This is a genomic window from Lentilactobacillus sp. Marseille-Q4993 (genome assembly GCF_951230165.1).
In the GTDB taxonomy this organism is placed as follows: domain Bacteria; phylum Bacillota; class Bacilli; order Lactobacillales; family Lactobacillaceae; genus Lentilactobacillus.
This window is the reverse complement of sequence record NZ_CATNVB010000012.1, coordinates 35201-58164: the sequence shown is the minus strand read 5'-3', so window position 1 is coordinate 58164 and position 22964 is coordinate 35201. Positions and strand designations below refer to the sequence as shown.

Annotated in this window: 22 protein-coding genes; 5 read left to right on the top strand and 17 right to left on the bottom strand. The window is 40.8% G+C overall.

Annotation, left to right across the window (positions count from 1 at the left end; genetic code table 11):
• The 7 genes from QOW94_RS06275 to QOW94_RS06245 all read right to left on the bottom strand — a co-directional run.
• Nucleotides 1-267: transposase family protein (locus tag QOW94_RS06275; protein ID WP_283679413.1), on the bottom strand; the 267-nt coding region annotated here is incomplete at its 3' end.
• Nucleotides 268-408: 141 nt separating this feature from the next.
• Nucleotides 409-1758, bottom strand: coding sequence for a dihydrolipoyl dehydrogenase family protein (locus QOW94_RS06270; RefSeq protein ID WP_283679411.1), 1350 nt, complete (start codon nt 1756-1758; stop codon nt 409-411).
• Between the two features lie 61 nt (nt 1759-1819).
• Nucleotides 1820-2257, bottom strand: a complete 438-nt coding sequence (locus QOW94_RS06265; protein ID WP_283679416.1) for a MarR family winged helix-turn-helix transcriptional regulator — start codon at nt 2255-2257, stop codon at nt 1820-1822.
• A gap of 101 nt (nt 2258-2358) precedes the next feature.
• On the bottom strand, nt 2359-2784 hold the full coding sequence (locus QOW94_RS06260) for an OsmC family protein (protein ID WP_283679409.1): 426 nt from the start codon (nt 2782-2784) through the stop codon (nt 2359-2361).
• Nucleotides 2785-2923: 139 nt separating this feature from the next.
• A complete protein-coding gene (locus QOW94_RS06255) occupies nt 2924-4333 on the bottom strand; it encodes an APC family permease (RefSeq protein ID WP_283679408.1) in 1410 nt (469 codons plus the stop codon).
• A 133-nt stretch (nt 4334-4466) separates the two neighbouring features.
• Nucleotides 4467-5492, bottom strand: coding sequence for a D-2-hydroxyacid dehydrogenase (locus QOW94_RS06250; RefSeq protein WP_283679407.1), 1026 nt, complete (start codon nt 5490-5492; stop codon nt 4467-4469).
• Nucleotides 5489-6652, bottom strand: coding sequence for an aminotransferase class I/II-fold pyridoxal phosphate-dependent enzyme (locus QOW94_RS06245; RefSeq protein ID WP_502867251.1), 1164 nt, complete (start codon nt 6650-6652; stop codon nt 5489-5491). The genes QOW94_RS06250 and QOW94_RS06245 overlap by 4 nt, the downstream gene beginning before the upstream one ends.
• A gap of 364 nt (nt 6653-7016) precedes the next feature.
• On the opposite strand from QOW94_RS06245, the gene QOW94_RS06240 reads away from it, so the two are divergent.
• Complete coding sequence (locus QOW94_RS06240; RefSeq protein WP_283679405.1) at nt 7017-7355, top strand: iron-sulfur cluster biosynthesis family protein; 339 nt, start codon at nt 7017-7019, stop codon at nt 7353-7355.
• Nucleotides 7356-7801: 446 nt separating this feature from the next.
• Here the strand turns inward: QOW94_RS06240 and QOW94_RS06235 are convergent, their stop codons facing one another.
• The 3 genes from QOW94_RS06235 to lplA form a co-directional block, all read right to left on the bottom strand.
• Nucleotides 7802-8293: a hypothetical protein gene (locus QOW94_RS06235; RefSeq protein ID WP_283679404.1), complete on the bottom strand. Its 492-nt coding sequence runs from the start codon at nt 8291-8293 to the stop codon at nt 7802-7804.
• 12 nt (nt 8294-8305) lie between these two features.
• Nucleotides 8306-8722, bottom strand: coding sequence for a hypothetical protein (locus QOW94_RS06230; protein WP_283679403.1), 417 nt, complete (start codon nt 8720-8722; stop codon nt 8306-8308).
• An 86-nt stretch (nt 8723-8808) separates the two neighbouring features.
• Nucleotides 8809-9819: a lipoate--protein ligase gene (gene lplA / locus QOW94_RS06225; RefSeq protein ID WP_283679402.1), complete on the bottom strand. Its 1011-nt coding sequence runs from the start codon at nt 9817-9819 to the stop codon at nt 8809-8811.
• Nucleotides 9820-9981: 162 nt separating this feature from the next.
• Between lplA and QOW94_RS06220 the strand changes: the two genes are divergently transcribed.
• Both QOW94_RS06220 and QOW94_RS06215 read left to right on the top strand, forming a co-directional pair.
• Entirely contained in the window at nt 9982-10434 is a 453-nt protein-coding gene (locus QOW94_RS06220) for a universal stress protein (RefSeq protein ID WP_283679401.1), read from the top strand.
• 90 nt (nt 10435-10524) lie between these two features.
• Nucleotides 10525-11418, top strand: a complete 894-nt coding sequence (locus QOW94_RS06215; protein WP_283679400.1) for an RluA family pseudouridine synthase — start codon at nt 10525-10527, stop codon at nt 11416-11418.
• Between the two features lie 8 nt (nt 11419-11426).
• Here QOW94_RS06215 and QOW94_RS06210 read toward each other — a convergent pair whose 3' ends face one another.
• Entirely contained in the window at nt 11427-12704 is a 1278-nt protein-coding gene (locus QOW94_RS06210) for an APC family permease (protein WP_283679399.1), read from the bottom strand.
• A gap of 212 nt (nt 12705-12916) precedes the next feature.
• Here QOW94_RS06210 and yjeM point away from each other — a divergent pair, with 212 nt between their 5' ends.
• Together yjeM and QOW94_RS06200 are read left to right on the top strand one after the other, a co-directional pair.
• Nucleotides 12917-14404, top strand: coding sequence for a glutamate/gamma-aminobutyrate family transporter YjeM (yjeM, locus tag QOW94_RS06205; protein ID WP_283679398.1), 1488 nt, complete (start codon nt 12917-12919; stop codon nt 14402-14404).
• Between the two features lie 213 nt (nt 14405-14617).
• Nucleotides 14618-15715 carry an ammonium transporter gene (locus QOW94_RS06200; RefSeq protein WP_283679397.1) on the top strand — a complete coding sequence of 366 codons (1098 nt, stop codon included), beginning with the start codon at nt 14618-14620 and terminating at the stop codon, nt 15713-15715.
• An 81-nt stretch (nt 15716-15796) separates the two neighbouring features.
• Here QOW94_RS06200 and QOW94_RS06195 read toward each other — a convergent pair whose 3' ends face one another.
• The 6 genes from QOW94_RS06195 to QOW94_RS06170 all read right to left on the bottom strand — a co-directional run bounded on the left by QOW94_RS06195 (nt 15797) and on the right by QOW94_RS06170 (nt 22822).
• Nucleotides 15797-16711, bottom strand: coding sequence for a metal ABC transporter solute-binding protein (locus QOW94_RS06195; RefSeq protein ID WP_502867250.1), 915 nt, complete (start codon nt 16709-16711; stop codon nt 15797-15799).
• 223 nt (nt 16712-16934) lie between these two features.
• Nucleotides 16935-18362 carry an NAD-dependent succinate-semialdehyde dehydrogenase gene (locus QOW94_RS06190; protein ID WP_283679396.1) on the bottom strand — a complete coding sequence of 476 codons (1428 nt, stop codon included), beginning with the start codon at nt 18360-18362 and terminating at the stop codon, nt 16935-16937.
• Between the two features lie 225 nt (nt 18363-18587).
• Nucleotides 18588-19934, bottom strand: a complete 1347-nt coding sequence (locus QOW94_RS06185; RefSeq protein ID WP_283679395.1) for an MFS transporter — start codon at nt 19932-19934, stop codon at nt 18588-18590.
• Between the two features lie 88 nt (nt 19935-20022).
• Nucleotides 20023-20469, bottom strand: a complete 447-nt coding sequence (locus QOW94_RS06180; protein ID WP_283679394.1) for a universal stress protein — start codon at nt 20467-20469, stop codon at nt 20023-20025.
• Nucleotides 20470-20504: 35 nt separating this feature from the next.
• Nucleotides 20505-22067 carry an Nramp family divalent metal transporter gene (locus QOW94_RS06175; protein ID WP_283679393.1) on the bottom strand — a complete coding sequence of 521 codons (1563 nt, stop codon included), beginning with the start codon at nt 22065-22067 and terminating at the stop codon, nt 20505-20507.
• A 197-nt stretch (nt 22068-22264) separates the two neighbouring features.
• Complete coding sequence (locus QOW94_RS06170; RefSeq protein WP_283679392.1) at nt 22265-22822, bottom strand: hypothetical protein; 558 nt, start codon at nt 22820-22822, stop codon at nt 22265-22267.
• Nucleotides 22823-22964 lie beyond the last annotated feature (142 nt).

Sequence of the window (22964 nt, the reverse complement as noted above, 5' to 3'; positions counted from 1 at the left end):
ACCAGCATCTTCTTTACAACAGAAATAACGGCGTTTCAAGATTAAAATCACTGTGCTTCCAATCGCTCGTGGATACCGGACGGTTGTCTTCCGCCAACCATATTTGGTTATTTGACCTTCATTAACACTTCCACAGTGTTCACAAGCCTTAGGAACATAATCAAGCGTAGCTTGAATCCTAGTCACACCATCATTACCAACCGAACTATCAATCAAAGTTATATTTTCATCTTTTATATTTAATAAATCTTTGCTAATATTATCCATGCGGAGTCCTTTCTTTGAACGCTTTTAGTAGGGTGGTTTAAAACGGAGGGTCTCCGTTTTTGTGTACCTTTAGAATATACAAAAAATCTGCTATCAGTGATAGAAAAATCTATCACCAACAACAGATATTGTAGAACCTCATTACTTCATCATCAACAACGTTGACGTCAATAAACTCACAATTCCACTCGTTGTACTAGGAAAAGCAAAAATCATCTGATTAATCTGATTAGCTGTCAATTTTTGGTTAATAATTAGTGTAAAGAAGTTGATTAAGTCAGCAGCTTCGTTACCATAAATCGTTGCCCCAACAATCAGTTTAGATTCCCGGTCAACAATAACGGTGAACTCCGCATCCAGTTCATTCTTTTGTTGGAATAACATTTGCTTGCCGTATTCAACCTTAGCAACCGCATATTTGGTTTCATCTTGCTTAGCTTCAGCCACGGTTACCCCAACTTGGGAAATTCTAGGTAATGTAAATACCACCGATGGAACAACTGAATAGTCAATTGCAGCTGGGTCACCCAAAATTTGAGTTGCAATATAGTTAGATTCGAAGGTTGCAGTTGGTGTCAACTTCCCCTGAGGCTTATCCAGGACGTCACCACTGGCATAGACGGATGGTACATTTGTCCTCAAATGATCATCAACCTTGATGCCACGATTGGAAAACTCGATTCCTAGGTCTTCCAAACCAATGCCATCAACATTTGGCGTTCTACCAGTAGCATCCAATACATAATCAGCAGCAAATGATTCACCAGAGTTTAGTTTAACAGTCAAATCATTATCGATTTTATCAACCTCGGTAACTGATGCGTTAAATATAAACTTAACCCCAAGCTTCTCTAATTTAGCAACTGCCTTATCTACGTACTCATCATAAAAGTTAGCAAGCGCACGGTCACCAAACTCAACTACGGTTACCTCACTGCCTAATTGAATAGCCATTGATGCAAATTCAAGGGAAATAATTCCGGCACCAACAAACGTGATCCGTTTTGGCATTTCACTAATATTCAAGAAATCACGGCTGTTATTCATGTATTCGCTACCTGGAATATCGAGTCTCCGGGAATCCTCACCAGTGGCAACCACAATATTCTCCGTTGTGTAGTTATCCTGATTGACTTTGACCGTATGGGCATCAACCAGCTTACCGTGGCCCCGAATAACATCAATGCCAACGTTAACAAACAGATTTTCAAGTATATCTGGTAACGGATTGATGATTTGGCGTTTGTAATTCATTAGGTTCGGCCAATTAATTGAAACGTCACCTTCAATAATATCTGGGTATTGGCTTAGCTGATCCTTCATTTCAAATGGGCCGTCCAATAATATTTTGGCATCACAGCCATAATTCGTACAAGTGCCAGCAATTGTGTCTTCCTCAACGATTGCCACCTTCTTACCAGACTGACTCAAGGTCACCGCTGCGTGCCAACTTGCATGGCCACTACCAATAAAAATTACGTCATAGTTCATTTGGATTACCTCCACTTATTTGGTCGTGCACGATTGTTTGTGTAAAAGAAACGGTTCCACTTTACTTGAGTAGATCCGTTAGTTCAGCTATCAACTGATCATTCATTTTTAGAGCTTCTTGATATTGCTTGACATTAAATGCTTCATTACCAACACAATTTGAAATTGCCCTGTACACGTTATCCTTATTGGTAATTCCAGATTCAGTCAGACTAACGATTAACTGGCGCCGGTCGTTTTCGTCGCGATGCCTAATTACCCAACCAGCTTTTTCAAGTCGCTTAAGCAGTGGCGTCAAGGTATTACTTTCCAAATCCAGCTTTTGGCCAAGCTCATGAAGCGATTGGTTGTCCTCTTCCCATAATGCCAGCAACACCACATACTGCGGGTACGTCAGATCGAAATCACTGAGTGCTTTTTGGTAAAACTTATTAAACAATCGGTTGGCGTTATAAACTGAGAAACAAAGCTGATTAGCCAGTTGCATATCCTTCGGTATCAAGTCATCCCTCCATTCAATCGTGTGCGATTGGTTTTAATTATACTCACAGGAATTAAAAAAACAAGTAGCACTTTAGGCTACTTGCTTAGTCTGAATTATTAGAATGAGAATTGATCCACAATTTCAAACGTTACGTTTTCATTTGCCTTCAATAGTTTTGCAACTGGGCATTGGTCTAACGCCTCATCAACCATTTGCTGAGCTGTTGCGTTATCCAATTCGTGGAATAGGATTTCACAACGAACGATGAATTTATATCCCTTAGTATCTTTAAGAATATCAACTCCTGTGTGAATAACACTATCATGCTTTAACTTATGTTGGCCTTCAACTAAGCCAATTGTGGCGTTAAAACAGGTGCTAAGCGCAAATCCAATGAACTGCTCAGGATTAGTTCCTGGTCCCTCTAGAAGTGAACTACTTACTCCAAGAGCCAAGCCTTCGTTTCCCCGAACGTAGCTTTGACCTGTTAATCCTTTTTCGTTAACAATTTCTGTATGGTAAAGTGAGCCTTCAACTGTCATCTAAAATCCCTCCATATTTTCCCTATCGGTTAACGCTTTCATGATATGTTATTTAGGAGGGCAAGTCTATTAATTTGATTGCTCGCAATCGAACATATAAGAAAACGGAAACCAAATGTTTGGTTTCCGTTTTATTTTATTATTCCTCAACCACCTTGTCTGGGTCATTTAAGCGACTGTGCTTAACTCCGTATGAGAAGTAAAGAATTAGGCCAAATGCAAACCAAATCAGTGATGCAATCCAAGTTTCCAATGGTAATTGAGTTAGCATTAAGATGCATAGCAACGCTGATACGATTGGCATTACCGGGTAGAAAGGTACCTTGTAGTCCTTCGAATTGTCGATATCCTTGTTCTTTCTTAACGGAATAATTCCAATTGATACAAACAAGAAAGCAATTAGAGTTCCGATATTAACCAAGTTTGCCAACTGATCAAGTGGAACAAATCCACCTAAGAAGGCAATCAGAATCGTAATGGTAATCATACTATTTTTAGGAGTTCCCTTTTTATCGATTTTACCCAAGAACTTAGGTAGCAAACCATCACGGCCAATTGAATAAATCAATCTTGATGATGAGTAAATCATTGTTACCATCATGGTGAACATTCCGGCAAGGGCTCCTAGTGAGATAATGCCGGCAATCCAGCTTTGGTGAACCATGTTGAGTGCAAACGCAACCGGATCAGAAACGTTCAACTTAGTAAATGGAACCATCCCAGTCAGTACAATTGAAACCCCAACGTAGAGAACGGTCGCAATGACTAACGTCCCAATAATTCCAATTGGCATGTTCTTACCTGGATTCTTAACCTCGGCCGCCGAGCCAGAAACCGCATCAAAACCTAAGTAAGCAAAGAAGACGGCCGCTGCCCCATGAAGGATTCCGGCGTTTCCGAATGGTAAGAATGGGTGCCAGTTAGTTGGTTTAACAAAGAATGCTCCAACCACAATGAACAAAACGATGATGGCAATCTTGACCAAAACAATGAAATTATTGATTCGAACTGACGAGTGAACCCCGTGATTCAACATCGCCGAAATCAGAATTACGATGATTATTGCAATCCAGTTTCCGTACGTTCCCTTTGCGGGATCAAACGGACCAACGATTGCATTAGGAATGTTGATATGGAATCCGGCCAAGAAAGACTTAAAGTATGCTCCCCAAGCACTAGAAACGGTCGCAACCGCCAACACGTATTCCAAAATAAGTGCCCAACCAAGTACCCAGCCGATGATTTCACCGAAAACTAGGTTTCCGTATGAGTACGCACTTCCCGCAACTGGCAAGGCAGAAGCAAACTCGGCGTAACACATCGCAGCGGTCGAACAAATAATAGCAGCTAAAATGAAAGATACGATGATTCCGGGACCAGCTTTTGTTGCAGCAACTGTTCCTGGGAGAATGAAAATTCCCGTTCCGATAACAGCACCGATTCCTAGTGAAATCAAATCGATAGCCGTCATGGTTTTTCCGAATTTTTTATCCGTTTCAAGGTACCTGTCTAATTTTTCCCGACGGAAAATTCTTGAACCTAAAGACATAAGGTGTCCTCCAATATTAAATTATAATTAGAATCTATGAGTTTAATTTTAATCTTTGAGTATTGCTAAAGTCAATCTATTTTGAAAAAGGACATACAATTTTCAAAAACTTTGCAAACATATATTCCTCTTTCTACTTTGTTACTACTTCTCCCCTATTCAATACCGCTGGATTAACCAGATGGCCATCTCCATTCCCTTTCAAAATCAAGACCACATTATCCAACGAAATGGTAATCATATTGGACACAGCAACATCAGTGTAAAAGCCAATATGGGGACTAACATTTACGTTTGGCATGGCAAACAATTCTTTCAACACTGGATCATTCAATCCGGTCTCGGTAAGGTCTTGATTGACAACTGTTTGTTCACCCTCAAACGTGTCTAGGGCAGCCCCAGCAATTTCACCCGATTTAAGGGCTGCTAGCAAGGCGGGAGTATCGATAACTGGGCCGCGGGAAGCGTTGATTAGAAATGCGGTCGGTTTCATTAGCGAAAGGGTCCGTTCGTTGATCATATGGTGGGTTTCTTCGGTTAATGGGGTATGTAACGTGACAACATCTGCAGTCCTGAACACCTCCTCATGGCTAACATATTCAACAATATCACTAATCTCAGGTCTTTTGATAGGGTCAGCCGCAATTATTTTGGCCCCTAACGCATTAAATAGTCGAGCCACGGCGCTACCAATCTTACCAACCCCAATAATTCCAACGGTCAAATCATGAATTTCACGGGATTGAATTCCGGTCCACGTGAAGTCACCGACCTTTTCCCGCTCAGAAACAACCCCCATGTGGCGAACCAACCACATTGTATGGGCTAATACTAATTCCCCAACGGATCTTGGTGAGTAAGCCGGTACGTTAGTTACTTTCAAACCATACTTAGTTGCCAACTCAAGGTCGACAATCTCAAACCCAGTAATTCGCAGGCCAATTTGTTTGATTCCTAATGAGCTTAGTGTTTTATATACTTGCTCACTACCAATTGAACCGTGTTGCTGAGTAATAATTCCATCGTATCCAGCCGCCAGCTTAGCGGTTTCATCACTTAGTGGCACATCATTCATATCAACTTGAATATTATTGTCCGCCACCCACTGCTTAATCGCGGCTTTCTCATCATCCCGTGTGTTATACATCAAAATTTTCATGGTGTAACCCCCTGCTTTTCGTTGACATATTTTTTAATTCGCTTAACGGCTTCGGTTAAATCTTCCTCACTAGCTGCATAACTGATTCGAACGTGCCCCTCACCACCAAGGCCAAATGATGAACCGGGGATCAAAGCAACCTTTGCCTCATGGGCAAGTTCATGACAGAACTGATCACTATTCTGGGTTAGAAAAGTAGGAATCTTAGCAAATACGTAGAACGCTCCCTTAGGAGTAGGACAAGTAAACCCTGCCTCGGCAAGCCCCTTAACTAGTAAATCACGTCGCTTACGATATTCTTCTTTCATTGGCAACGCATCATCCATTCCGTTTTCAAGGGCTTCAGTAGCTGCCGCCTGGGCATTAGCAGTTGGTGAAGTAATCGTAAACTCGCTGACCTTGGCAATTTCATTGATGATTGGAGCGGGTCCACAGATAAATCCAATTCGCCAACCAGTCATAGCATGAGATTTAGAAACGCCACTAATTACAAGCGTTTGGTCTGGAAGGATGGTTCCCATTGAAGTGTGGGTACCTTCATAAGTTAATTCGCTGTAGATTTCATCACTTAATACAAAAATATCGTGTTTCTTCAAAACAGCGGCTAGTTTTTCAAGGTCGTCCTTACTGTATGTAACTCCGGTTGGGTTCGTTGGGAAGTTAAGGATGATTGCCTTGGCCGTTCCGTTTGAATCCTCAATCGCTTTCTCAAGTTTTTCTGGGGTCAAAATAAACCCATCATCAGAAGTATCCACAAAGATTGGATTACCACCATTGATTTTAGTTACCGGAATATAGAATGGGAAAATTGGGGTTGGAATGATTACAGAATCTCCTGGATTAAGAATCGCTGTTAGGGCAGAGTAGATTGATCCCGTTGCTCCGGCAGTGATGATAATAGAATCAGTCGGGTCATAATCTAAGCCATATTTCTTATTCAAAAAGTGGCTGGCTGCTTGGCGAAGTTCGATGGTTCCCCGCGAATTTGTGTAATGGCTGTCATTGTTCTCAATTGCCTTGATAGCAGCTTGCTTAACGTGATCGGGGGTGTTGCAGTCTGGCTCCCCCAAAGTTAGTTTGATAATACCTTCAATTGACGAAATCTCCTGGTTGAAAGCCAAAATCGAAGATGGTTGAATCTCCGTAATGCCATGGTTCATAATCGCTGATAAATCCTTTGTCATAGTAGTTCTCCCTTTCCATAAAAAAATCCCAGTCAACGGAAACTGACTGGGAAGGTAATTACTCTCGGTATTATCCCCCGCAGTCAGCTAAGTGATCTGCGGGGCCTTTTGCATCGTAAAATGCTTTTGGCTTAACAGATCACTGTCCGAAAAACCAAAAGTAATAGGTATTATTCAGTTGGATAACGTTATTAATTTGCATAAATTAAAAACTCCTTAGAATAATTTAACTATAATCTTAGCATACTGATTTTAAATTGCAAATTTATTTTATTAAGTTGCACACAACCTAGTTGACTTTTTCAAATAAGAGCCTACACTTCAATCAGAGGTGAAAAAAATGAAATTAACTTTAACTGATGCAGCAATCGCTAAGATCAACGCCAAGGTAACTAATGATGAACGCATTCTACTAAGTTTAGATGATGGGGTAGGCCCCTTTTCAGACGCTGGCTTTTGCTCACTAGAAACTGCGTATGATTTAATTGTAGTAAACAAAAGTGCAACCACTCCTGACTATGACCAACCGGTTGAGACCAACATTGGCCAATGGTTCGTAAAGGGCTATTCTCAAACCTACCTCGATGATAATATGAAAATCGATGTAAAAAATAATAACTTTGTTCTCTCTGGTGACAGTGGCGTTTTAGATAGTGCAGTTCACCTTGTTCATGCCTAAATGAAAATAGCTGAAACATAACTAATCACATCGAAAAAATGCCTTGATAATTTAATTTTCATCAAAATTATCGTGGCATTTTTGCTTTTATTCGAATTATTGCTACACGCAGTAAACATCAAGAGTGAATCCCGCTGTTCGCAGAATTCACTAATTGTTGTTCTTGCTGGGGCACTAAGACGAAATCAAAAATTTCTGTAGTGCTCCCACTCCCAAATGAAAAAGGACCGTAACCCAAAGGGTTACGGTCCTTTTAACGGTACTTACCGAAGTAAGTAGATTCCTTGGATTCCACAATCCGCTAGAATCAGACACCTGCAAATCCGTGCAGATATGTGTCCCGTTCGAAAAATATCACCTAGCCGCTTGCGCGGAACAGCCGAAGCTGCGTGATCTCTCGACTCATCGCATAAAAACATTATGCCACATTTGATTTACAAATACAATTACTTTTTGGTAGTTTTCTTCTTATCAAGCTTCTTATCGTTCTCAATTCCCTCAGAAATCTTGGTTGCTTGGTCAGAGATCCAGTCAAGCATCTGGCTGGAAAAATCGTCTGGGTTGGCAGCAAAATCCGCTGCTGACGCAACCTCATCGATTCTCAATCCTGATTGATTAACAAATTCAGACGTGGCCACAAGATAAATGTTGATTTCCAGCTCACCTTCGTCACCCATCATCTTCTTAACCCGGTCAATTTCTTGAATTGGTAAGTTAATAACGTTGGTTTCAAGTCTAACGACTGCATCGGTATCACTAACTTTGATCTCAGCCACACCCAGTTTATCGGAGCTTACCTGCTTGGCAATAAAGTCAAACACGTCAGTAAAGTCCTTCTTTTGAGCTTTGATCAACTGTTTAAGACTAAGTTCAAACTCTTTGACCTCAACCTGATCAGCCTTCACAGTTTCAACAAAATCAGTTACATCCCTCTTCATAAAATACTCCTATCATTTTTGTTGTTTCGGAAAATGGTCACGAGCAATTGCTGCTCGTAATTTAAACGCTAAGATTACCCAGTAAACATTAACGACGATACCGAAAATAGCAATCGCCAACATAATGATTTTAAGGAATGGATTTGCCGCACTATCAGTGAACATCGTCACACCCATCCCAACAAAACCAACTGAGTATATTGCAATTACAACTGCTAGTAAGTAATAGCTGATTCTGACTTTGATCAGTGCTAGGACAATCGTGGCGGCGTAAAAAACAATCGCCGTAACCGTCACCTGCATTGCCTCGGACATAACGACTGGTTTGTCCAGCCGCATTCCCTTGATCGTCATAAACCAGTTCGCAATCAAGAATACCACCAATGACACGATTGCCCAATTAATTACTAGTTTCTCTTCTTTTTTCAAATTTTCCCCGCCTCTAATAAAACGAGGTAAATTCATCTGAATTTACCCCATCTGTAATTATATTTAGTTTAACGTATTTCCTGTTGTTAGAAAAGCATTGATAACAGGTCATCCTTGCTGATACCAGTGAAATATTGATTAATATCAGTATCGGCGAGGGCTTTTTCGACATCAGCCTTTTCAAACCGGACTCCCTTTAGTTTGTCAGCTAATTCGCCAGCATCCTTTGGCCCGAAGAAGTCTCCAAAGAAGGTAACGTTATTGATCTTACCATCATCGACTTGAAGGCGGGCGTCAATCGTTCCACTAGTAAAGTGTTGGCGCTTCTTAACGGTAAACTCAGGTGAGTTTCCATATACCCAATCCCAGTTATTGAAGATATCATCAAAGATTCTGTCGATACCCTTTTCATCCTCAGGGGTGAGCTTATACTCGCGGTCTTTAATATCCTCTAGGTTATCCACATGGAACAATTCCTTCAACAATTCATCCCTAAATTCAGGGGTTGTCATTGTTTGGTATTCGGATGAAAGGTATGGTCTCAAGTTAGTAACCCGTGAGCTAATTGACTTGATTCCCTTTGACTTGATTTTATCTTCGGGCACTGTCAACGCCTTTGGTAAAACGGTTAGGTCAACATCAAGCATTAAAGTTCCGTGGGAGAACGTCTTACCATCCTTAGTGTACATAGCATTTCCTGAGAACTTTTTACCATCAACTAAGATATCGTTTCGACCAGAAACCTCAGCACTAGTAGCACCCATCCGGTGTAAGGCATCAACTACTGGTTGAACAAACGACTTAAAGTCCCCGAACTCTTCGCTATCACTATCAACCACAAAACTAAAACAGAGATTACCTAAATCCTGATATACGGCTCCGCCACCAGAAGTTCTTCTAGTAACTACAATTCCATGTTCATCAACGTATTCCTTGTTGATCTCCTCGAGCGTATTTTGATTCCGTCCGACAATGATACAAGGCCCCTCAATATAGAAAAGAAGCAATGGTTCGTCAAAGTTCTTCTCGTTCATCAAATATGTTTCAGTCGCAAGGTTCTTGCGGATATCATTTGATTTCATTACGTGATAATACATGTGAAATTCCCTCTTTCATATTCATTTTACGTAAATACTACCATTATTAGAAAGCGATTACAACAAGCCTTGTTACACTTTAAAATTAAAAAAGATTACATTCACAAGCCCACAATGTTATCATTTAGTTAAAGAAAGATAAATTGATATGGGGTGGCAAATATGGCATACAAAAACATTTTAGTTCCAGTTGATGGCTCCCAAGTAACAAACAGTATTCTTGAGCGCGGAATCGAACTGGCAAAAGAAAACAACGCCCATTTGGATATTCTTAATGTGCTTGAAGTTAATCAATTCAATCAAACATACGGATCAGCAGTAAGCGGAGACGTCGTTTTCAAACTAACTGAAACAACCGAATCAAAGTTGGAACAAATGGCTGACAAGGCTCGTGATGCTGGGGTCAAGGACGTGGATATTCATATTCGCTTTGGTAATCCTAAGCCAATCATCGCCCGCGAATTTCCAAAGGACCATAATACTGACTTGATTGTAATTGGTTCGACTGGATTAAGCGCAGTTGAGCGATTGATTATCGGTTCAGTAACAAGCTTCGTTACTCGTCAAGCAACGACTGACGTTTTGATTATTAGACCAAAGGCTAAAAACGACTAAATTATCAGAAATATAGTGAAGCTAACCGGTTAAAATTACCGATAAGCTTCACTTTTTTTACTTACAATACGTATAGAACGGAACTTGCTTATGAAAACAACTTGGAACTATGACCTTACCGTTTCTCAGGACATCCCTGAAATGGCGCTGAGGCAGTTTCTTCATGACCACCTATTAATTCCTAAATACTTGATTTTTAACCTCAGGAAGGCCAACAGAGTCCTCGTAAACGGGAAGTATTTACCAATGAACTTCCAAATCAAACCAGGGGATAACATTAGCCTGCATTTTGAAGCATCAGATTTCAAAAACCAGCTCCAAACCATTACCCCTGACTACCACCCCATCACCATTGTCACCGAGACAGAGGACATACTCATTGTCAACAAACGCCCCGGTGACAAGACCCATCCAAACCAACCTGGTGAATCCGGAGCTACCATCAACCAAGCGGCTGGTTACCTTGAATCAGAGAATACCATCCCCTACATGATTCACCGTCTGGATCAAGAAACAAGTGGGGCCGTTATCTTTGGCAAAAATCCTGCCGTAGTACCAATTCTGGTGGAAATGCTTCGACGTAAGGAAATCCACCGCACCTATCTAGCTTGGGTTCACGGCATTGGGTTACCAACGATTGGTCGAATTGACGTTCCAATCGGCCGCGACCCTGATGATAAACGGAAGCGAAAGGTCAATGGTCCAAATTCGCAAACCGCAGTCACAAACTATGAAGTATTACAAACCAAGGGCGACTACACCCAGGTAAAAGTAGTCCTTGAGACTGGGAGAACCCACCAAATTCGAGTTCACTTTGCTTACCTTGGTTATCCCTTAGTTGGAGACCCACTGTACAGCAACGACTTATTCCCAAATCTCCGACTTCATTCTTGGCAAGTCAAATTAAACCGTCCATACACGGGTGAGCTTATAACAGCTACTGCTCCCGTACCCGAATACTTTAATCAATTAATAAAAGACTAGCCCGCGGGCTAGTCTTTTGCTTTCTTCTCACTATGATCATCAAACAGATACAGACCTAATCCTAATACCACCAAGATTCCCGTAAACAGCCATACCTTTAATGCCACCCCAGCAAGCAAATATGCGCACATTCCAATTGCAATTCCAGGAATTATTTTGCCACCGGGTAGGTTCCAGCCATCAGACGGTTGTGACTGAAAATGAATCACCGCTAATGCCGTTGGTACATACTGAATCAGTGAAATCAAAACAACACAGGAAACTAGAAAAACATAACTTCCACTCAGAAACACCAGCCCGCTAAGTACCGTTGTGATAATTACTGCAACCCACGGCACGTCGCCTTTGGACTGTTTACCGATAAACGATGGCAGTAGCTTATGCTCGTTTGAAAGGGAAGCAGCTACGACAGGAGTACTAAAGCTAACTGATAAGGCAACCCCGATAATTGACACTGCCATACCGACCAAAATTATAAGGTACCCTTGATGACCAAGAATTTGTTGAAAAACAGCAGCTAGCGGTGAATCGGTTTTCGTTATCTGATTTCCGAGTGACAAGACCGCAATCGTTTGGGCAAGAGCATAAATCACTCCAACCGTCACAATCACCCAGATCAATGCTTTAGGTAGATTCTTTTCGGGATCCTTCATGTCCGCCGCGGCAATAGGTAAAAATGAAAAACCCGTAAACATGTAGAAGGCCTTACTAAACGCTGAGCTCATTTCGTATGGACTTTTTGAGGTGGTTGCTATAATTGTCTGTTTTGAACTTAATCCAATAAAACCAATAACGATAAACGCCAGCAAAATCACAATTTTTACTATTGAAGATAAATTATCACTGATTTTCGTTACCTGCTCACCCAACAAACTGAGAATGGCAAGGACAATAATTATTACGATTCCAACCAACCGATATTCCCACAGATTAGTTAGACTAGGAAATATTGGTTTTAAAATGCTCAGCAAAGCAGCAATCTCCGCAGATATTGTAATCACTCCCTGAATCCACGAGAAGAACCCTACTTGAAAGCCCGGGAATCTCCCGAACGCATTATATGTATACAACCATGCTGCTCCATCTCCAGTGAAGCGACTAGCAAGGTCAGCGTAACAGAGGGCAATCATCAACGTTGCAATCGCAGCCAAAATAATGACTAGCGAGCTTTTGTTCCCCGCTAGCGAAAAGATTTGATTGGGTAGCAAAAAAATTCCGGAGCCAATAATCCCGTTGACCCCGAGTAAATATATGGATGCAAACCCCATTTTCTTTTGTTTCGTCATTTCGCAGTCACCCCCATGTTGTGTTCTTGGTTCTATTATTAATGTAAACTAGCTTCATGTCCACCATTCAAATAAATATTAACAATATGAATTTTAATTTAATTGTTATTCACATCTAACCAAATTTTCTTCCTTCACTCTTACTGTTGATGTAGGATTGTAAAGTTGTTCGAAATATCTATTTATTCATTTATACATTCAAGGAGAACATTATGGCAAAAAACAAAAAAATCACAACGGTTAGTCTGATCCTGATGATTTTCTCAACCATTTACGGATTCGCAAACACTACCGTTGCGTTTGACCAAATGGGATACGCCAGTATCATCTGGTACATCCTAGCAGCGATTTTTTTCTTCCTCCCAAGTGGGTTGATGTTCGCTGAATACGGATCATCCTTCAAAGAAGCAAAGGGTGGAATCTACTCCTGGCTTGCTGGATCGATTGGCGAAGAATGGGCCTTTATCGGAACATTCATCTGGTTATCATCTTGGATCATCTGGATGATGTCAACAGCATCAAAGGTTTGGATTCCGTTCTCAACCTTCCTGTTTGGAAGTGATAAAACGCAAACCTGGAGTCTTCTCGGTCTAAATTCAACTGAAACGGTCGGAATTCTTGGAATCTGCTGGATTTTACTAGTTACTTTCTTCGCGGTTCATGGAATCGATTCAATTTCAAAGGTTGCCTCGATCGGTGGGGTTTTAGTTATGATTCTCACTGGAGTATTTGCGATTTTTAGTATCGTGGCATTATTCCTAAACGGCGGTCACCTCGCCCAACCAATCAACGGCATCTCTAGTTTTATCAAATCACCTAATCCTGAGTTTCATTCCAACATTGCGCTACTGAGCTTTGTTGTTTACGCGGTGTTTGCTTATGCCGGGAGTGAGTCAATGGGTGGAATTACTGATAAACTAGACAAACCAGAAAGAACTTTCCCCCGTGGAATCATCATTTCAACAATCGTCATCACATTTACCTATTCAATCTCAATCTTCCTTTGGGGAATCACCACTAACTGGAAATCAGTTCTAGGTAACGCAACCACAAACCTTGGTAACATTACCTACGTCCTCATGAACAACCTAGGCGTATACATGGGTCATTCCCTTCACTTATCAGCAGCTGCAACCACTCTCCTCGGAACTAGTTTGGCGAGATTTGCTGGTCTTAGTATGTTCATGGCGTATCTCGGATCCTTCTTCGTGCTGATTTATTCACCACTGAAATCATTTATCTTGGGCTCAAACAAAAACTTCTGGCCTAAGAAAATGACTAAGCTCAACAAAGCAGGAATGACATCATACGCGATGTGGTTACAGGCAATCATCGTGTGCGTTTTCATCTTCTTCGTTTCATTCGGGGGATCGAACGCTCAAAAGTTCTATACAATTCTGACTGATATGGGAAACATTTCAACTACCTTCCCTTACTTATTCCTTGTTGGAGCATTCCCATTCTTCAAAAAGAAGCAGGGGCTCGACAGACCATTTGAAATTTTCAAAAACCGGGCGTTAACCAATACCGTTGTGGTTCTCGTTATGGTTGTTCTAATTGGTGGAATTGGCTTCTCAGCTGTTCAACCATTCCTTGATCATGATTACCAGACCGGGTTCTGGACAATTGGCGGACCAATCATCTTCGGGTTTATTGCTTGGATATTCCTGTTCCAAGCTAAGCGCCGACAAGCAAAATAACTAAATAGTATTTATATGGCTAAAAGCAAACACGCAACGATAATTTCCTTATTCTTGAAATTTATCGCTGCGTGTTTTTGTTGTATCTTTTTTTACCACTTCCGAATACTTGCCAAACACTCTGCTAACTATTATTGCTCCCTTGACATTCGCGGTTTACACTCCTCATAATATTAATAGTAATGATTGCTATTTAAACAGGAGTGATGCCATATGAACGTTAATTTCGTTCTCCTTTGTTCCATCATAATGATTCCAATGATTTTCTTTGTTCCCATAATGTACATAAACTGCTATCCGGAAACAAAGACAAACCAGTACCTTGCTTCAATGTTAGTTGCCCTTTTAGTCGCGATTGGTTGCTGGTTGCTATTTGGCAATACCGAAACATTTAACTTTATCCCAACCAAAATGCAATTGATCCCGATTAACCCATCAATTTCCATGATTGCCCAATTATGCTTTTATCTATATTCAGTGGTTATGTTCACCGGAACTATCCTGCAACGGGTAACCTGGCGATTCTTCATCGCTTTCATTCCCATTTGGACCCTTCTGGTGTACGCACCAATCGCAAACTTGATGTGGTCCGAAAACGGTTTGTTATTCAAACTTGGCGCCCTAGATTTCTCAGGTGGCCTCGTTGTCCATTTAACAGCCGGTTTGACTAGTTTAGTGCTATCTTGGTTTGTTACCAATCGCAAAGTTAAGCAGCCCCGAAATCGAACGATAGAGGACTACATCGCAGTATTCTTTATCCTAACTGGCTGGTTTGGTTTCAATCTTGCCCCCGCTAGTAGTTTCAGTAATCATGGGGTTCTCATTATGACCAACACTCTGATTGCAGTTATCGGCGCTACCATTGGCTGGATTAGCTATCAGTCCCGTATTCAACAACTTACTCTCAGCGGCTTAACTTCTGGGATCATCTGTGGTTTAGTTACTAGTACCGCCCTGGTCGCTTACGTCTCTAATTTTGCAATGCTGGTAGTTAGCGTGATTAGCGGTATCACCTGCCATTATTTCGCTAATAAACTAGCAAATACTAGGTTCATCGATCCGGTTGATTCGTTTGCAGTCAATGGGGTTGGTGGCGTCATTGGTACATTCGGTTTAATCATCTTTGCCAGCCCTAACGTCAACCAGGCAGGAGCGGCTGGAATTCTTACCGGTAATTTCCGATTCTCAATCGTTGAATTGCTAGCACTAATAACAACCATTGTTATCACTCTAATTGGTTGCATCATAAGTTACTGGGTGACAAGCAAATTAACCACCCTTAACCCCGTTATTATTACGGATAAAGCTTAACAAAAAGTCCCATGATCATGAGAAGGAAGAATCTACAACTTCCAAATCTCTGACCACGGGACTTTTTACTATTCTATTAACTTATTTTTCTGCGTTTTTAAGAATCTTTTCAAGTTGGGTGTATTGACTCAACATCCATGTCTTGTATGTCTTTCCTGCAGGAAGGGTTTCCGTTACAGGTAATACGGGAACGTTATTTTTCTTAGAAAGTGAAACCATGTTATCAACGGTCTTTGAATCAACTTGCTTGTTGAAGACAAAGAAAGCAATCTTCTTACCCTTGATACCCGCTTGCATATTCTTGATTGTGCTTGGAGCTTGATCAACACCGTTTTCAGTATCTTCTTCAAACTTCTTGTTACCAACCTTGAATCCAGCAGCTTCCAGAGCGTAATCAAAGACTGGTTCACTTACGTAAACATCCTTACTCTTTGACTTCTTAGCAATCGCATTCAAACTGTCGATCTTATCGTTAACAGGCTTTAATGAATCAATGTACTTCTTAGCATTCTTCTTGAAGTATGCCTTGTTCTTTGGTTGCATCTTACCAAACTTAGCAGCTAACGCATTAGCTAATTTTGGCATTGTTTCTGGTTTGTACCAAAGATGAGGATTGTCGCCATCCTTCTTACCCATAAGTAACTCACCAACTCTTATGTACTTAACCTTAGAGTTGTCTTTAACCAACTTACTCATCCAAGTGTCATAACCAACCCCGTTAGCAACGACAACATTGGCTTTTGCAACTTCAGTACCAATTTTGGTAGTTGGGTTATAGTCATGAGGATCTACGTTAGGGTTGTTGATAACTGAGGTTACCTTACCCTTATCACCAGCAACTGCCTTTGCAACTTCACCGTAAAAATCAGTTGTGGTAACAACGTTGATCTTTTCACTCTTGGCACTCGAACCACCGTTAGATGAACAACCGGCAACAAAAAGTAACACTGAGAATAACGCAACAATTAAAGCAAATAATTTTGATTTTTTAACCAAAACAATAATCTCCTTTTTCTAAATAGTAATTACTACTCTTTAGTAGTATGAAACTCTGTGAATATTTTGTCAATGCTTTTTCGAAATCTACAAAAAAGAGGGGCTAGAATGACGTGGAAGTGAAACGACCAAAGTAGCTTACCTGCTTCTTATCGTATCTTCTTATCACCCTGTCCCTCCTCGTTTAGGAGAAAAACAGTTTTATTTACGTATGACTATTGAATTACTTACCATTCTTATCTAACGCAACCAAACCTCCAGCTGGGTTTGCTAAGTTAGGTTTGTCGGCCTTAACGATCAATTGCTCATTAACAAATGCCATTTGACCGATGCTACTCATTTCACGTCCGTAACCTGAGTTCTTAACACCACCAAATGGTAATTCTGGTAGTGACGACATAAAGTTATTAACAAACACCATTCCAGTTTCAACTTGAGAGGCAACTTCGGCAGCATGGTCAGCATCCCCACCAAAGACAATCCCACCAAGTCCAAACATTGAATCGTTAGCAAGTTCAATAGCTTCTTCTTCGCTGTGGACCTTATAAACATGGGCTACTGGGCCAAACATCTCAGTGCTGTAAGCTGGGTTGTCCTTTGTGATATTAGTCAAAATAGTTGGCTTGAAGAATTGGCCTGGCAAATCAATTGGCTCATTACCGTATTCAACGGTTGCCCCAGCTGCAACAGCCTCGTCAACTTGTTTTTGAAGTTTGTTCTTAGCCTTTTCTGAGTTCATTGGGGCCAATGTGGTGTCATCATCCATTGGATCACCTGGCTTAACGCTTGCAAAGTTTTCCTTTAGTTTGGCAACAAAGTCATCATATAGGTTATCCATAACGATGAATCGTTTTGATGAAGTACATACTTGACCAGCATTGTACAAACGAGCCCGCCATGCAATGTCGTTAACGTCATCAAGGTTAGCATCCTTCAATACGATGAATGCATCCATTCCACCAAGCTCCATGGTATTCTTCTTTAAGTTCTTACCAGCAGCTTCAGCAACTGAACGACCACCACGCTCTGAACCAGTTAAAGCAACCCCTTGAATTCTTGGGTCTGAAACAGCTTCAGTAACTTGATCATAACTAAGGAATAAATTAGTTAATGCCCCCTTTGGAGCACCGGCCTCAGCAACAACATCAGCAAACATCTTAGCAGAAGTTGGTGTGTTAGAAGCATGCTTTAAAATCATTGTGTTCCCAACCATAAAGTTAGGAGCAAATACCCGCATGATTTGGTAGTAAGGGAAGTTCCATGGTTCAACCATCATGATAACTCCGGTAGCATGCTTTTGGACTTCGGCTTCACCAGTAGCGATAGTATCGATTTTGTCTGGTTTCAGTAAATCTTCGGCATGATCAGCAAACCAGTCTGCAATAATCGCACAAAGTTCTACTTCCCCTTTTGATTCACGAAGTAATTTACCCATGTCGACAGTGGCTGCTTTAGCCAACTCGTCAGCGTGAGTTCGAATGTTCTTGGCAACCGCATGCAGAATCTTTGCTCGGTCCGCAATTGGTTGTTTCTTCATATCTTTGAATAATTGATAACTTGTGGCAATTGCACCTTGAAGCTCTTGTTCTGTAGCCTCAGGATATTCCTTTACAACTTCATTTGTGTATGGATTTACAGTTTTGTATGCCATCTTGCTAATTCCTCCTAGTTTGTGAATCAGTAATCAATCCCTAAAGAACACAAAAGCAACCACCTTCGTGGCTGCCTGACTGATTTAATAGTTTTTAAAGCGATTTCGCTCGTCGCTCACTTAAAAGAATATCACAAGCTGTAAACCGAATCAATCACAAGCACTGCTGTTTACATAATAAAAGCAGAACGCCGTTGTATTGGTGTTCTGCTTTGTAAATTATTTTTATTTTGCGACCATGTGACGTTTATCCTTGATAATAAATACCAAAACCATTGCAAAGATTTCTAACGTCATAAAAGTTAGGAACACGCCAGCAAAGTTACCATCACCCAGAATAACCGTAGCAATAACAACCGCCGTCGATCCCATTATTTGGCGAATCGTCGCAATAATTGACGAACCATGCGGAATCAAATCATCAGTCAACGAATTAGCTCCAAGGGTTGTTGCGGGCATCATCGCGAATGCATTTCCAGCTTCAACCACCATTGAACCAACAATGGCAATCCAGACGTTGTGCCAATTTGATGTCACTAGCAATAACAACCAACCAGCGATAAAAAGACCAAACCCAATCATGATCGTAGGTTTGAAACCGACCCGATCAGCCATTTTTCCACTCCGCCGGTTAAGCCAAGATAACAACGCAGCGGCCGGTACCAACGATAACCCTGACCAGAGTGGCGTCATACCGAGAACCTGTTGATAATACAATGGCATAATGATAGTCACCGTAATCAACGACATATATGAAAGTGAAGTCAAAGCCACCCCTAAGTCAAAGTTAGTGATTTTCAAAATATCTAACCGTAACAGCGGCTCCTTTGAAGATAATTGTCTTGTAACGAATAAAACCAATAATACTAAGGAAATAGTCAGAATAATCCAGTTGATATAGTTTCCGGTTTGCAATTGTTTTAATTCATTAATGAAGTATAGTAAACCAATAATTCCGAGTGAGTAAAACACAGACAGAAAATCAAACTTGGTCCTCTTGATTTCACGGGGACTAACAATCGTTCTAGCAGCCAGTAAGAACACAACTACCAGGACGACCAAAAAGAGGCCGAAAATTGCTTGCCAGTTAAGAACCTGTAAGACCACCCCCGAAATGATTGGCCCAACGGCGAGGGCAGATCCCATCACCAGTCCAACAGTTCCCATGATTGCACCACGGTGCTCCTGGGGTGTGATTTCTAAGATTATTGATTGGTAAGACGGAAACAGAATTCCAACACTAACAGCCTCCATCAACCTACCAATCATCATAATCGGAAAGTTTGGGGCAAAGATAATGATGATAGTGCCTACTCCAAAAATTGCTAATAACGTTAAGTAGAGTGGCTTAAATTTGAAATTATTCATCAACCACGGCGATAATGGCATCACAACCGACATTACCAACATAAATCCGGTAGTTAACCAAGCTACTGTACTTGCCGGTAAGTTGAAATACTTCATAAACGTTGGGTATGCAGTTGATAGTGATGACTGGCTTATTGACATGGTAAACGTTCCAACTAACAAAGTGGCAGTAAACCACCATCGTTGTTTATTTGTAAGTTCCATTATTTTCCCCCACCTAATTAAAATTTGGTATAAAAAAAGCTGAACCCAAAATCAAAGTTCAACTTTCTATTCGAGCAGTTATAAATGATTACTCACGAACTACCATTACAGAGATTGGTGAGTACTTAGCCATATAGGCTGCTTGCGAACCGAAATATTTTCTAATCCCAGTCTTCGATAATGAACCAATAATCAGTAGATCCGCATCGGATGCAGGAATAACATTCTTAACGATTGTTTCCCCTGCCTCACCTTCATCGATAATCATTTCAACTTCCTTGACTCCTGCCCTTAAAGCAAGGTCACGGTACTTAGAAATGTGATCAATCAATTCGTCACGTTTGCCATGAACATAATCCTTATTCAAAGCTTCGTAAACATTCATTTCTTCATGTTCTAGAATTGATGCAATAATTAAAGTTGCATCTGAGCTTCGTGCTTCTCTAATTGCGTATCTAAATGCTAATTGAGCATCTTCTGAGTCATCGACACCTACTAAAATTCGTTTAAAGTTCTTATGCTGTTCTTCTTGCATGAACTTTCCCTTCTTTCGATTATTCCAATTTTTAATTATTTATTATCTAAACTATTAACTTTCTTATTCCCACGATACAAGTCGTAAATCGTCCAAGCTAACAGTGCCAAAATCAAGACAATCACTACGTAAGCAATGTAATGAGCCATTTGAATTTCACCGGCACTTGGATTTGCTCCGAAGAATTCAGCGATTGAATCTGGCAATCCCTTTAAGTTAAGGAATGTTAATGCAACAACTGAAACCCAACCAAAGAATTTAACCAAGAACGAGTTCTTAAATCTATCTCCCATTTCTTCCTTCGAGTTCGTCATTAAGAGTAATGGCAACATCGAGAAAGGTAAGGCGAAAGCTAGGAACACTTGGGAATTATTCATTAATGTGTTAAGAGCTTCGTGTTGCTTGATTGGCGATTGACCACTAGTCATTGCCACACTGATCAACACGGGAATAACTGAAATTAAACGAGTTACCAGACGACGTAACCATAATGGCATCTTCATGTGAATGAAACCTTCCATGATAACTTGTCCGGTAAGGGTACCAGTAATAGTTGAGTTTTGACCTGATGCCAACAAGGCAACAGCAAACAGAACCGATAAAATTCCTGACTTGGCAACAGCAATTAGAATTCCGTTGCTCAATACGGAAGTATCTGAGAGTGCTTGGAACAACCCAAAGAACGAAGGGTCCTTTACGGCACCAGTCTTGAATACGGCAACTCCCATGATAAGTAACAATGAGTTAACAACGAAAGCGAATGATAACTGAATGTTTGAGTCCCATGTTGAGAACCGAACAGTTCTAGCAACATCTTCCTCATCATCATGATCCACTTTTCTAGTTTGTGAAACAGCAGAGTGAAGGTACAAGTTATGTGGCATAACCGTTGCCCCAATGATTCCAAGAGCACCCTGTAATGGGTTCATTCCACCAATTTCTGGTGAACTCGAGAAGGTCTTTGGAGTTGGTACCAATCCCTTCAATACTCCCAGCCAATCAGGCTGTGAAAGAGCAACTTGATATACGAACACAAATAGGATAACCATAATCAAAGCAACAACAATCGCCTCAATTTTCCGGAACCCAATCTTTGTCAGTAACAAAAGAAGCAAAACATCAAAAACCGTAATGAACACCGCATATACTAGCGGAATATGGAATAAAAGATAAAGAGCAATCGCCGCACCGATAACTTCAGCGATATCGGTTGCCATAATAGCTAATTCTGTAAGAATCCATAATACAATTCCAAGTGCCTTACTCGTTCTTGCTCGGATGGCTTGAGCCAAATCCATTTGTGTCACAATGCCCAGTTTAGCCGCCATGTATTGCAGCAACATTGCAATTAAACTCGACATTAAGATCACAGACATCAGTAAGTATTGGAAACTTTGACCACCAGAAATTGATGTTGACCAGTTACCTGGATCCATATATCCAACAGCTACTAATGCGCCAGGGCCTGAATACATAAACAGTGTTTTCCAGAATCCTTTTCCTTTTGGTACCTCAACGGTTCCGTTGATTTCCTCCAAAGAACGACCATTTGCATAATGAATTAAATGTTGTTTCTTTGGAGATTTGTTATTATCCATAAAGCGGATACCTCCTTCAGGTGAAGTCCTATTCACCATCGTTAATACTAACATAGTTTTCAAAAAAAAGAACCCCCAAATGCCCGTGCACGGGCATTTAGAGGTACTTCACAATCGAAAATTATCAGCGTTATCAATCATGTAAGCGGTTGATAATGGTTGAAAAAATTCTAAAAAATCAGCTTTTTTCTAATAAATTAGTCAACTTTAACAATTTTGCCAGTTGCAATTGGTAACGTTGTGTGCGGATCATACATCCCAACTTCACCCTGGACAGTGTCTGGAAATTCCATTTCTTTTGGCACACCATGAATGTAGATAACTCGTTTGTCTAGACGTAAATCATCATCATTGAATACTTCCTTGAACTTTTCGTTAATTTCGCTCAACGGAACTTCCTTTTCATAATGATAGTGACCATCTGCATCAGAAACTGGATAGGTATCGGTTAAAACGTTCATTTCCTCAGGGGCATCGTTGAACGGAACCATGGTCGTACCAGATACGGGTTCCGTTTCCGGAAGATCCACAAAACCGTCGCCATTAGTATCCTGGGCAGCAGTTGCGGGTTCAGCATCCTTGCCATCTGGAAATCCATGGAAGTGCATCCAGTGTTCAGTATTTGGCGAGGTTCCATCCATCGTAATCTCGACGTCAAGCTTGTCACCCTTAACTTCAAATGTGGCCTCACCTGATGCACTATAACCAATCTTATCACCATTTAATGGTGTAATCTTTGCAACGTATTTAGTCATCTAATCACTCCTTTTATTATTATTACACCCTAAGTATATAGTTCGTAAAGGTTGTGTACAACTAATATAATTATTTTTTCGTTTGACTTAATTCGTTCATGTGCTTATATTTACACCATGCATCCAAACTAAGGAGGAGCAC

What these genes read in the sequence shown, in the direction of transcription:
- QOW94_RS06170 (WP_283679392.1), bottom strand. Translation starts at nt 22,822, where the DNA reads ATGACTAAATACGTTGCAAAGATTACACCATTAAATGGTGATAAGATT.
- QOW94_RS06260 (WP_283679409.1), bottom strand. Translation starts at nt 2,784, where the DNA reads ATGACAGTTGAAGGCTCACTTTACCATACAGAAATTGTTAACGAAAAA.
- lplA (WP_283679402.1), bottom strand. Translation starts at nt 9,819, where the DNA reads ATGTATTATCACGTAATGAAATCAAATGATATCCGCAAGAACCTTGCG.
- QOW94_RS06240 (WP_283679405.1), top strand. Translation starts at nt 7,017, where the DNA reads ATGAAATTAACTTTAACTGATGCAGCAATCGCTAAGATCAACGCCAAG.
- QOW94_RS06200 (WP_283679397.1), top strand. Translation starts at nt 14,618, where the DNA reads ATGAACGTTAATTTCGTTCTCCTTTGTTCCATCATAATGATTCCAATG.
- QOW94_RS06250 (WP_283679407.1), bottom strand. Translation starts at nt 5,492, where the DNA reads ATGAAAATTTTGATGTATAACACACGGGATGATGAGAAAGCCGCGATT.
- QOW94_RS06185 (WP_283679395.1), bottom strand. Translation starts at nt 19,934, where the DNA reads ATGGAACTTACAAATAAACAACGATGGTGGTTTACTGCCACTTTGTTA.
- QOW94_RS06220 (WP_283679401.1), top strand. Translation starts at nt 9,982, where the DNA reads ATGGCATACAAAAACATTTTAGTTCCAGTTGATGGCTCCCAAGTAACA.
- QOW94_RS06270 (WP_283679411.1), bottom strand. Translation starts at nt 1,758, where the DNA reads ATGAACTATGACGTAATTTTTATTGGTAGTGGCCATGCAAGTTGGCAC.
- QOW94_RS06175 (WP_283679393.1), bottom strand. Translation starts at nt 22,067, where the DNA reads ATGGATAATAACAAATCTCCAAAGAAACAACATTTAATTCATTATGCA.
- QOW94_RS06190 (WP_283679396.1), bottom strand. Translation starts at nt 18,362, where the DNA reads ATGGCATACAAAACTGTAAATCCATACACAAATGAAGTTGTAAAGGAA.
- QOW94_RS06235 (WP_283679404.1), bottom strand. Translation starts at nt 8,293, where the DNA reads ATGAAGAGGGATGTAACTGATTTTGTTGAAACTGTGAAGGCTGATCAG.
- QOW94_RS06210 (WP_283679399.1), bottom strand. Translation starts at nt 12,704, where the DNA reads ATGACGAAACAAAAGAAAATGGGGTTTGCATCCATATATTTACTCGGG.
- QOW94_RS06245 (WP_502867251.1), bottom strand. Translation starts at nt 6,652, where the DNA reads ATGAACCATGGCATTACGGAGATTCAACCATCTTCGATTTTGGCTTTC.
- yjeM (WP_283679398.1), top strand. Translation starts at nt 12,917, where the DNA reads ATGGCAAAAAACAAAAAAATCACAACGGTTAGTCTGATCCTGATGATT.
- QOW94_RS06215 (WP_283679400.1), top strand. Translation starts at nt 10,525, where the DNA reads ATGAAAACAACTTGGAACTATGACCTTACCGTTTCTCAGGACATCCCT.
- QOW94_RS06255 (WP_283679408.1), bottom strand. Translation starts at nt 4,333, where the DNA reads ATGTCTTTAGGTTCAAGAATTTTCCGTCGGGAAAAATTAGACAGGTAC.
- QOW94_RS06180 (WP_283679394.1), bottom strand. Translation starts at nt 20,469, where the DNA reads ATGCAAGAAGAACAGCATAAGAACTTTAAACGAATTTTAGTAGGTGTC.